Raw genomic sequence first — 10,733 nt, forward strand, 5'->3', positions numbered from 1 at the left:
CTTCTAGCACTACAGCTTTTTGCAACACGCACAGGGGCACGAGTCAACCTATTTTTACCCCCGCGGTAGTAAACTGAAGGGCGGCAGGTATGGGCAAGCGGAGGTCCCGGGACCCGAGGAGCTACGACTCCTCGAAGAAGGTTCTGCGAGGAAGGCTCGGCGAGGACTTGCGGTTCTACAACCCGAGGGAGGTCTACAACGCGCTGACATCCAACAAGAAGGTAGTCGGGTGGCTGAAGTTCATAGCGGAGAGCTACACCCCGCCACCGGAGAAGAAGGTCCTCCTGTTCTACCCCTGCAGCACGGTTAAACCCTACCACGAGTCCAGGTCCTACAAAGCGCTGTACAAGACGCTGGAAAGCCTCGGAGAGAAGCGCCGACTAATACACGTGGTGGCAGTCTCCGAGCCCTTCGGAGCGGTCCCCGAGGAGTACTTCTACGAGTGGGAGGAGTGGTACGACTGCCCCGGGCTCTTCGAGTGGTGGTGCAGGGCCCACGGGCAGCCCTACGAGAGGGAGTACGCCGAGAAAAGCATCGAGCTACTAGCGAGCTACGTAGCCGCCTTCCTCAAGAGGACAAAGAGCTCCTACGCGCACAGGGTAGCCTTCGTGCGCACGTACACGTCCAAGCTTAGGATTAGTCCTAGCCACACCCATAGAAGGATAATCGAGCTGGCATCCAAGGCGTCGGGCGTCGAAGTCGAACTACTACCACCCAAAGAGGTCGTAGAAGAAATAGTCAGAACCTACGGAGCAGGAGCATGGAACCGTCAAGGCGTGGCTCACCCAGCGGCCCAGGAGTACCTGCGCGGGTACCTGGAGCGCCTCCTGGTAAGACTCTCCCCGTAAGCTCAACCCTCGGCGAGGGCCACTTCTACGCGAAGACCGGCGGAGACACCTCCGCGCACTCACGGCTCATGGGCTCTTTTCTACAAATTCCCGACAGAGGTCGGGAATTCGATTTTCTGTTTACGAATCCCTCTCGACGGGAAGAATCCCTGTTGAAAATGCCTCCCGTAAAATCCCGATCTCTGTCGGGATTATCTCGTGTTTGCTTTCGAAGCTTCTCATGCGTGAATTTTGTCAAAGAGGCAGTTTTGCAGACTTCGACTCATTGAGAAAAGGATTTATAGACCCTCAACCGTAGAAAGTGGTCGGAAGCAACTGTGAAAGCATTGAAAGGTAAGTAACGTTGGCAGTTACGAGGTAGCCCCGCGGAGCCCGAAGCAACTGTGAAAGCATTGAAAGTCTCCTCAAGCTTCTCCGCCAGTTGCCCGATCCTCTCGAAGCAACTGTGAAAGCATTGAAAGGAGGCACTGCTGGAGGCGGCCAGGGTGCTCAACGTCAGCGGAAGCAACTGTGAAAGCATTGAAAGGCTCATTACGCCTCACCCACCAGCAATGCGGCTTGGTAGACTGAAGCAACTGTGAAAGCATTGAAAGTTCGAGCAAATGAGCGTGGACGAGCTGCGGCAGGAAGTGCTGATGTGGGAAGCAACTGTGAAAGCATTGAAAGAAGTTTCACTCTTTCGAGCTCGTCGGTCGTCTTCTTTAGTATGAAGCAACTGTGAAAGCATTGAAAGTTACGTATGAGTTCATCGACACCGGCAAGCAGGTTCACGAAGCAACTGTGAAAGCATTGAAAGACCAGGACCGAGAGCCGCTGCTCCAGCTCCGGGCTCAAGAAGCAACTGTGAAAGCATTGAAAGTTCGGAGGGATTTCCCAGCGGTTGCGACGTCTATTGCACGGAGAAGCAACTGTGAAAGCATTGAAAGTTACTCGCCAAGCGCTGTGAAAGGCTCGGCGCAGTGGGGGAAGCAACTGTGAAAGCATTGAAAGGGATATACGCCACGGAGGAGGTCGCCAGGAGCCTCGGCTCCGCGAAGCAACTGTGAAAGCATTGAAAGGCTCGTGCTCGCCGTGTAGCTTCCGTTACTGGTCTTCGACGCGTTGGCTCTGTCGTGGCCCGGAGGCTTCGCGGTCTCGGTGGGGCACAAGGCTTTGGGGCGTCCTGCTGTCGAGGAGTGGCCTGGACGCGGGTAGTCTTTCTGCGCGTCGTGGTGTTTGCTTTTCCCCGCCCACCCTGGAAAAAGTTGTTTTCGCGTGGAGGGCGAGTAGGACCGCGTTGTGGAGTGCTGCCGCTGCTCTCACCGCGGATGCCGCCGCTACTGGGGCGTTGGAGGCGCTGGGCGGGAGGCCTAGCTTCCCGGCTACTCTGCGCAGGGCGTAGGCTAGGAGCGCGAGGAGTAGGATTACGAGAACTTCTCTCAGGGCTAGGAGGAGGGGGTTTCCCAGGAGGGCGGCCGTGTTGGGGTTTGCCTCGTAGAACGCCCCGGTGGAGAGGGCGGCGTATGTCGAGGCTATGTCGCAGGCGCTCGAAGCGGCGTACACCGATACCCAGAACTTCAGCCCTCTGCCCACCCGGGAAAAAGGGTTTTTCGCGGGGGCTTAGCGCTGGGAGGTTTTCAGCGCCCTGTAGACTTCTTTCGCGTCGTGCTTGAGCGCGCCGACCTCTTCGAGTATCCTGAGCATCTGGAGGTACACGCTACCGGCGTTCGTGGCTACCTCGACGGGTGCGTCGCCGCAACCGAACCCTCTAAGCTCCCCCTGGTTGCCAGGAGGATCTTCACGGTTCTCTCGGCGACTTCTTCCACGGCTCCCACCCCCAAGGGAAAAAACGCTACGCTTTCAGGGTGCGCGGAGCCGGGTAGAGCCTCCGGACGGCCTCCAGCAGTGCCTCCCCCTTCTCCGGGTCGAGGAGGGTCCAGTCCCTCCAGGAGAACGCCCTCGCGTAGACGGTGTTCTCCGGCACTCTCACAGCGACGAAGGCTCCCCCGACGCGCAGCGACAGCCTGTAGCCTGCAAGCCTCCACTCGCCCTCCCTGTACGCGTAGACCGCCCTCACGCGTAGCAGGGGGGCTAGGGAGCGCGCGTCCCGCGCAAGCGCGCCTGTAACGGCGTCCACGAACGCCTCGAAGCACCGCGGGGGCACAGGGCTAACGCGCCTCACTCCTCGAAATCCCCCACGACGACGTCCTCGCCTTTGAAGAGGTCGAGGAGCGCGGAGAGGAAGGAGCCTCCCCGCCTCAGCGGGGTAGACGCGACGAGCTCGCGGCCCAGGTAGACGGAGACGCGGTCCTCCTGCACCACCAGCACGTACTCGTCTATGCAGAGCTCCAGCTTAGCCTCCACGACTAGCCACTCGTCGGAAACCCCGTCGACCACGGAGACCTTCTCGAGCCTGAAGCAGTCGAAGAAAACCCTGGAACACACAACCCCCATCGCCGCCCCCGCAGGGTCCAAGTCGACGGCGCAGGCAAGCAACTCCGCGTAAGCCAAGACAACGGACCTCACACACCCCACCCAGCGCGGAGAGAGGGAGCCCCGCCCTTCAAAGGCACCCCGAGCTTCGCCACCAGGCTAGCCGGGGCCGCCGCCCGAGGCACACAGCCCCGGACTCCACCCCCCGCTCATCCCCGCACCGAAGTCCAAGCAGGCTGTTCACCCGCCCGTCCCCCGGCGGAGGTCGCGAGGGGGAGCCCCACCCCCAGGCAACCCTGGGGGCTTGACCCCGGGTGGGAGGGGCTCCTCTCCCCCTCGTATCGCTGAAGGCGCTAGAAGCGTGTGAAGGGAGGGGGAGAGGGGGCTTGCCTCGGGGCGGGACTCGCCCCCCTCCCGCTTCCTCGTGGCCCGCCCGCCACCGGCGGGACGGCTTGCCTCCGGCAGGCCTTCGGGAGTAGCGACGTAACGCCGCCACCTCCTGGCAGGCCTTCATCGGCGCCCGGCGGGGAAGGCTTCATCCTCACAGCCCGCGGCTACACCCCTTATCCGTTTCCCGGGGTTCGCGCGCGGGCTCGTCTATTCGCCGCCCGCCACGCCCTGTCCCCGCCTCGCGGCGGGGTGGGCCAGCGGCGGACGGGCACCCGCGCCCCCCTCTAGAAGAGGAGAAGCGCCCCGTAGGGGGGTTACCCTGATGCACTGCCCCCGCAACGCCTGAGAAGCGGGGGCGCCGGGCGCGGAGCATCCCCGGCCTTTAGCCGGGCGAGAGGCCCCGCGTCCCCGAGGAGCGCGTCCCCCCTAGGGCTCCCCGTTCGGGGAGCCTTCAGGATGTTCTACTTTCTTCCTTAAATACTTTTCGGATAAGAGTCTCCGCTATCCGGGCTTCCTGGCATACCCGGCTTTAGCCCCTCGGGGCTCGGTCCCTCCGAAAGACTCCGGGCATCCGCGGAAAACACCTGCTTGCCCGGGCGAGTACTTCTGCGTCAACGTCTGCAGGCTGGTGCCCCGGGTATTCTTCGCCGCGCTTACCGAGTTTTCCTGAACCTGAACATGTACCCTGAGAGCAGCGCGAAAGCGTCGGTGTCTCCTTTGATCACAGCGAGCTGTAGCGGGCTCAGCCCCTCGGAGTTCCTTATACTCGGATCCGCCCCGTGCTCTAATAGTAGCTCGATAGCTTCTCGCCGTTCCCTCCAGAAGGAATGCTCAATTACGTAGTGTAGTGGGGTGTTGCCTTCCCAGTCTCTCGCGTTGGGGTCCGCCCCGTGCTCCAGGAGCCACCTCGCGACTTCGAGGTGCTCGCGGGAGCCGAAAAACACGGCTATGTGGAGCGGCGTCTGGTCCCGGGAGTCCCTGGCGTTTACGTCTGCTCCGTGTATCAAGAGAAGCTCGGCGATCCTCAAGCAATTATCCCATGCGTTCTTGCTACACATATCTGCGTGTTCAGCTACGTAGTGTAGCGGTGTCTCCCCGTGACTGTTCCTTGCGTTGGAGTCTGCGCCGTGCTTGAGCAGGAGCCTGACTATCTCCAGGTGCCCCCGGGCGGCGGCGTGGTGCAGTGGTGTCCCTCCGAAATCGTTCCTGGCGTCTACGTCGGCGCCGTGCTCCAACAGCAGTCTTACCGCCTCGACGTTCCCGCTGGACGTGGCTTTATGTAGCGGTGTTTCTCCGTCCTTGGTTCTCGCGTTAATGTCTGCCCCTCTCTCGATGAGGAACCTCGCAATCCCGGCGTCCCTGCACCCGGCGGCGCCGTGTAGCGGAGTCCTGTCAAACCAGTCCCTCGCGTTAATGTCTGCGCCTCTCTCGAGGAGCAGCGTGAAGACGTCCCAGCGACAACTCCTTGCCGCGTAGCAGAGCGCGTCCGCGTTTACCTCCGCGCCCCTCTCTAGTAGCAACTTCACTGCCTCGAAGTTTCCTCGCTCCGCGGCTACGTGTAGCGGTGTTTCCCCGAACTTGTTCCTGGCATTAATGTCTGCGCCCCTCTCCAGCAGAATCTCGATAACCTCCACGTCCCCATTCCAGGCGGCGGCATGTAGCAACGTGTTGCCGTCGTTGTCCCTGGTATTGGGGTTCACGCCCCACTCAAGCAACTTCTTAACGCACTCCGGGCGCCCGCACCTTACCGCCGCGTGAAGACCGTTGCCAGGCTCTGCTCCGTGCTCCAACAGTAGCCTGATAAACTCGAGTGCTTTGTGCTCGCCTGTAAGCCAGTCCGTAATGTTATCATCGTAACAGAAAAAGGAGGAGATAATAGCCAGCGGAGTTGAGCCTCCATACTCCTCGGCGTTCGGATCCGCCCCATGCTCTAGCAGAAGCTTCGCAGCCTCAGTGTCTTTCACAGTCGCCGCTAGGTGTAGCGGTGTCATCCCGGAGTCATTCCTTGCGTTGGGGTCTGCCCCGTGCTCGAGCAGGAGTTCTACTACCTCCGGACATCCCCGCTCCGCGGCCCAGTGTAGCGGAGTTCTTCCGTACTCGTCCTTTGCGTTAGCATCCAGACCTTTCTCTAGGAGGAGCCTGACAACCTTTGCGTAGCACCAAAAGGCCGCTTTGTGGAGTAGCGTGTAGCTATCCGAGCCGATGAGGCTGGGGTCTGCGCCCCGCTCCAGGAGTAGCCCGACGACCTTCAACGCTGTGAGCGCATCTGCGCGTATATACATATCCTGGCGGTGAGCCGCATAGGCTAACGGTGTAAGCCCATCGTTATCCTTAGCGTCCACATCTGCTCCGTGCTCTAGGAGTAGCTCGACGACTTCGACTTTTCCCAGTCCTGCGGCGAAGTGTAGCGGCGTCATCCCTGAGCTATTCTTCGCGTTGGGGTCTGCACCTTTCTCTAAGAGTAGCTTGGCAACCTCCATGTTTTTAAAGGCTAAGTGTAGGGGGGTATTTCCAAAGGCGTCCACAGCGCACGGGTCTGCGCCGCGCTCGAGCAAAAACTTCACCACCTCGGCGCTTCCCTCCATAGCTGCGCGGTGTAGCGGCGTTCGTCCCTCGTTGTTCCTGGCGTTTACGTCAGCCCCTCTCTCTAAGAGTAGCTTACTGACTTCTATGCTCCTAACAGCCAGGTGTAGCGGTGTATTGCCATACGTGTCCGTAGCTCCCGGATCGGCGCCCCGCTCGAGTAGCAACTTTGCGACTTCTGCGCTTCCTTGCTCAGCGGCGTAGTGAAGCGGTGTCTTCCCGGAGCTGTTCTTCGCGTTCACGTCTGCGCCTCTATCCAGCAGTAGCCTGGCTATGTCTGCAAACCCTAGTAGCGCCGCCAGGTGCAATGGAGTATTGCCTTCCTCGTCGGTGGCGTTCGGGTCTGCGCCGCGGTCGAGCAGTACCTCGGCTACGACGAAGTGCCCGTACACGGCGGCCCAGTGTAGCGGTGTCCTCCCTTTGCGACCCAGCTCGGAGCTGAGTACATCCCATGTGATCTTGTCCTTCACATTTGGGTCTGCGCCTCGCTCCAGGAGTAGCCTTGCGGCCTCGGCGTGCCCGAAGATGGCGGCGCAGTGTAGCGGAGCAAGCCCCGCGGGGCCCGCGGCGTTCGGGTCGACGCCCCCCTCTAGGAGGGCCTTCACCCTCTTCGCGTCCCCCGAGCAGACTGCCCTGAAGAGTTCTTCGACTGTTCCCGCGCGGTTCCCCTCCGGGCCCGGCACGGGTGCTAGGCGGCGTGGAGGGTAAAAAGCCCGTCGCTGAGAGATAACGCTGAAACTCGCGGGGGCTAGGCGGCTAAGAGCTCGTCGAGGGGTGGCTCGTAGAAGGCCTCGAAGCGCCTCCTTCTCCTGGCGACGGCTACAGCGACTAGAACGGTGGCTACGGCGGCTACGGCTACTAGGCGCGTGTAGTTCGGCGAGTAGGACACCGACAGCGTTACGGGCGCGGTGACCAGTAGCCTTATCGAAGAGGCGTTCGGGTCCATGGTTACGAGCCCGCCGTACAGCGGCACGGGCTCCGCCTTCACCTCGAGCTGGGTGCCGGGCGCCAGGTACCTGCTGTACCTCTCCGTCCTCTCGCCGTTGACGAGCACCGGGTACTGGCTCGTAACGGTGACGAGGTAGTAGGGTTGCCAGGCTACCTCGACTGTTACCGGCGAGTCGACGCGGAACACCCCGCCGCTACTCAGGGGCGTGAACAGCGTCCCGTTCTCGAGCACTACCCGATCCGGGACTTCGACGACTATGGAGGAGCCCGCGTCGAGCCACCCGGCGTAGCGCGTAGTCCTCGTACCGTTAACCGTTACGGGGAGGGGGCTGGAGACGACCACGAAGTGCTGAGCCTTGTAGCTCGACCTAACCTCGTAGTGCGTGAACCACGAGCTACTAGGAGTTATGGTCGGCGGGTCCTCGGTGAACCGCCCGTCCACGTAGTACCCTAAAAGCACGTACCTGGTGCGGTTGCCGTCGTACACGACGCTAGCCTTCTCGGCGAGCGTTACAGGGGAGTACACGTACCTGACGGAGCACTCCCCGGTCAACATGCTACAGTACCTGACGCTAGTCATCGGCAGGGCCGGTAGCCTCGGCCTCTCCGCGAGCTTAGCCGGGCTCAGCGCGCCTCTTTCCACGACCGCGAAGCCGTCAGCGTACCGCACAGCCACGTTGGTAGCAGTCTCGTTTGTGCTCACGCCAAAGCTGTACAGATTCGGGAAAGGCGCCCAGCCGCCGCCCCTCCAGTAGGCAAGGGTGAGCCTCGCCTCCAGCTCGCTGAACGTAGCGTGCTCCGAGCAACAGAAACCGCAGAACACGAGCTCAACGTTCAGCGGGAGCCCACGCCCGTTCAGGTAGCTCGACGTAGCCACTATGCCGGCGCCTACGGCCGGCGGGTTAGTCCTTATGGTCACGTTGTCGTACCACGTTATAATCGCGGGCCTGTAGTCGCCGCTCTGAGCGGTGACGTAGCCGAAATCGACGTGTACAGCGCCGTTACTCGCGTAAGCCCTGACGACCAGGAAGCCTGCCAGGGGCAGGTCGCAGGGGCTGTAGGTGTACACGCACGCATAGTAGTACTCGTCCCTATCCCTGTACACACCACCGCAGCCGGATATCCTCTCGTCGCTTAGCAGGCTAAGCCGCCCCGTATTGTTCCAAATGTTGTTCCAAACCTGGTACATAATAGCCTTCTCCGTTTTGTTCTCGTACGAACGAGTACCCTCTATGCCGCCGACCATGTTTTGAACCCAGTAGTACTGCTTCCTGCCGCCCGCCAAGGAAACCTCTACGACGGCGTTCAGCTGGAGGCTCCACGCGTCCGCCTCCGCGGCTCTACTGCTGTAGCTCTTAGCGGAGGCTGCGCTTACGTTGAAGAAGCCGAGAACCATGCTCGTATTCACCGCGACGTCCGGGTAGCTGGCAAGGCCCGCCGGCAAGCCGTAGTACCTAACGTAGACGTAGAGCCTCTCGTCCGAGTAGAAAAACACGTAGTACGAGCCGGGGCTATCTATCCTCAAGGAGACCACGCCGTAGCCTGGCACGCTAACCACCCTCAAAACCTCGATGTCACTACCCCCGCGCGCGAGGAAATGCTCACACTCCTCGGCAGTCGCCAGGTAAGCCACGGCCGGCCACGGCTGATGACTCACGAGCACGACGTACGCCGGCGCCGCGGAAACCCTAATGCTGTAGTAGCTTATCGAGCGAGGAAGCAGCGAAACCCTCTCGGCGCGCACGCATCGAGCTACGAGTAGAAGCAGGACTACCGCTACAAGCCCAACCCTAAACAACCAACGCGAAACCAGCAAACACCCCCACCTCGTGTGTATATCGACACAAACCTCTGATTTTTGAACACATGGCGTTGCCAGCCCTACCATCGCGGTTCGCTCTTAGTCTTGCTGATTTTGAACAGGGTGGCTTGATGGTGTGATCCACAACCTTGCCTCTTAGTCTTGCTGATTTTGAACTAAGGACGTCGAGACTATGGAGCCACTCGCCTGTATCTCTTAGTCTTGCTGATTTTGAACTTGCACGGGGCGACCACGCCGATACCCGGTATGGCGACCACGGTTATTCTCTTAGTCTTGCTGATTTTGAACGCGACGCCGGGCGAGGCGATGTGGGCGCCGAAGGCGCTCTCTTAGTCTTGCTGATTTTGAACCGAGCTGGAGAGGCTTGCGATAATCGGGGCAATAAGCGATTTCTCTTAGTCTTGCTGATTTTGAACATGTAGCAGGCTACTGCGGAGTCGCGTCCGCCGCTAACTCTTAGTCTTGCTGATTTTGAACTCGCGAGATCCAAGACACTCAGAACTTGGTTCAAGCTTAATACTCTTAGTCTTGCTGATTTTGAACGGTGACGGGAAGCACAGGGTCTTCGAGTTCGTGGGCTTGCTCTTAGTCTTGCTGATTTTGAACGCGCATATGCGGGGGGACGGAACCGACTAAACGTCTCTTAGTCTTGCTGATTTTGAACTTGAACGGAGCAGGCGGGGCGGGGTGAACCGGTAGGTTTTGGGCGCTCTTAGTCTTGCTGATTTTGAACGGCCCTCCAGAGGGAGGGCATACTGCCGCCTTAGCCAAGCTCCCTACTCTTAGTCTTGCTGATTTTGAACTCTGGCATGGTTGCTAGGGTAAGATCCGTTCCTCTTAGTCTTGCTGATTTTGAACTGAAGAACATAAACGAGGCTATACTAGGTACTAGCGCGCCTCTTAGTCTTGCTGATTTTGAACTGAGGGGTTTGTGGGAGCCTTTTCCCGCAAATCCGGGTTTTATTTCTCTGTGGAGGTATAAAACGTTTTCTGTTCCCTTCTTCCCATTGGGAACAAATCCCCGAAACACTTTTATAAATGACAGCGTCATATCAATTCGACGGGAAGACCCCTCAGAGGAAAAATTCCAGTAAAGCTTTTACCCTTGACACTGTCAAGGGTTTATAAGCCTTCCCAAGCGGGGGCTTTAAGGGTTGAAGCTGGGGCTGGGGAGGCTTGCCTGGAAGGTTTTGTCTGGTTCTACGTTGGTGAGGTTTGTTTGTTGCGTGTGGTGTGTTGTTGAATTGTTGTTGGCTGGCTTGGGGGTTGTGTTGTTTTTTCGTTGTTTTTCGGGTTACCGCGCAATCTATATTAGGATGCTTGTAACTATATTGTCGTATGTCGGCGCCTCGTCTATCTGAGAAGGAGATTCTGGACTGGGGCGCTAGGATAGGCGTTTCGGCCCGCGTCGAGAACCTTAAGGGTTCTCAGATCGAGAACCTTATAGCCTCTCTGGACTCCTTCGAGGGCCGCGAGGCTTTGCTGGTTACCGCGGCTTTCGCTCAGAGGCAGGCGCAGAGGCTTGGGACTGGTAGGTCTACCGCGAGGCTCGTTACTCAGGCTTTGCTCGACGTCTACGAGAAGGGCGGGGGGAAGGAGGAGGCGAGGAAGCTTCTCGGGTTCGCGAAGTGGGTCTACGAGGCTACGGCGGGCTCTAGGCCCCACGTTAGGCCGGAGCAGGTGACGCTGGAGTCCCTGCTCAAAGCGATGGTGGGGGCTAGGTGAGCCTT

The 10,733-nt window shown here is 59.7% G+C and carries 7 protein-coding genes and 2 CRISPR repeat arrays; of the genes, 2 read left to right on the forward strand and 5 right to left on the reverse strand.

Annotated features, from left to right (window positions below; translation table 11 throughout):
• Nucleotides 1–89: 89 nt before the first annotated feature.
• Nucleotides 90–848, forward strand: a complete 759-nt coding sequence (locus TPEN_RS06560) for a DUF5591 domain-containing protein (protein ID WP_011752942.1) — start codon at nt 90–92, stop codon at nt 846–848.
• Nucleotides 849–1,156: 308 nt separating this feature from the next.
• Nucleotides 1,157–1,906: direct repeats of the CRISPR family, unit length 25 nt; unit sequence GAAGCAACTGTGAAAGCATTGAAAG.
• A gap of 25 nt (nt 1,907–1,931) precedes the next feature.
• Here the strand turns inward: TPEN_RS06560 and TPEN_RS06565 are convergent.
• From TPEN_RS06565 to TPEN_RS06585, 5 genes are all read right to left on the reverse strand, one after another.
• Entirely contained in the window at nt 1,932–2,420 is a 489-nt protein-coding gene (locus TPEN_RS06565) for a DUF5658 family protein (protein WP_011752943.1), read from the reverse strand.
• A 259-nt stretch (nt 2,421–2,679) separates the two neighbouring features.
• Complete coding sequence (locus TPEN_RS06570; RefSeq protein WP_011752945.1) at nt 2,680–3,009, reverse strand: hypothetical protein; 330 nt, start codon at nt 3,007–3,009, stop codon at nt 2,680–2,682.
• Nucleotides 3,006–3,353, reverse strand: a complete 348-nt coding sequence (locus TPEN_RS06575) for a hypothetical protein (RefSeq protein WP_011752946.1) — start codon at nt 3,351–3,353, stop codon at nt 3,006–3,008. Before TPEN_RS06575 ends, TPEN_RS06570 begins: the two co-directional genes overlap by 4 nt.
• A gap of 950 nt (nt 3,354–4,303) precedes the next feature.
• Nucleotides 4,304–6,916, reverse strand: coding sequence for an ankyrin repeat domain-containing protein (locus TPEN_RS06580; protein WP_011752947.1), 2,613 nt, complete (start codon nt 6,914–6,916; stop codon nt 4,304–4,306).
• A gap of 65 nt (nt 6,917–6,981) precedes the next feature.
• Nucleotides 6,982–8,997 carry a thermopsin gene (locus TPEN_RS06585; protein WP_011752948.1) on the reverse strand — a complete coding sequence of 672 codons (2,016 nt, stop codon included), beginning with the start codon at nt 8,995–8,997 and terminating at the stop codon, nt 6,982–6,984.
• A gap of 81 nt (nt 8,998–9,078) precedes the next feature.
• Nucleotides 9,079–9,924: direct repeats of the CRISPR family, unit length 24 nt; unit sequence CTCTTAGTCTTGCTGATTTTGAAC.
• Nucleotides 9,925–10,341: 417 nt separating this feature from the next.
• On the opposite strand from TPEN_RS06585, the gene TPEN_RS06590 reads away from it, so the two are divergent.
• Nucleotides 10,342–10,728 carry a hypothetical protein gene (locus tag TPEN_RS06590; protein WP_011752949.1) on the forward strand — a complete coding sequence of 129 codons (387 nt, stop codon included), beginning with the start codon at nt 10,342–10,344 and terminating at the stop codon, nt 10,726–10,728.
• The last annotated feature ends 5 nt before the right edge of the window (nt 10,729–10,733 follow it).

The sequence above is a fragment of the Thermofilum pendens Hrk 5 genome (genome assembly GCF_000015225.1).
GTDB classification, from domain to species: domain Archaea; phylum Thermoproteota; class Thermoprotei; order Thermofilales; family Thermofilaceae; genus Thermofilum; species Thermofilum pendens.

What these genes read in the sequence shown, in the direction of transcription:
- TPEN_RS06560 (WP_011752942.1), top strand. Translation starts at nt 90, where the DNA reads ATGGGCAAGCGGAGGTCCCGGGACCCGAGGAGCTACGACTCCTCGAAG.
- TPEN_RS06590 (WP_011752949.1), top strand. Translation starts at nt 10,342, where the DNA reads ATGTCGGCGCCTCGTCTATCTGAGAAGGAGATTCTGGACTGGGGCGCT.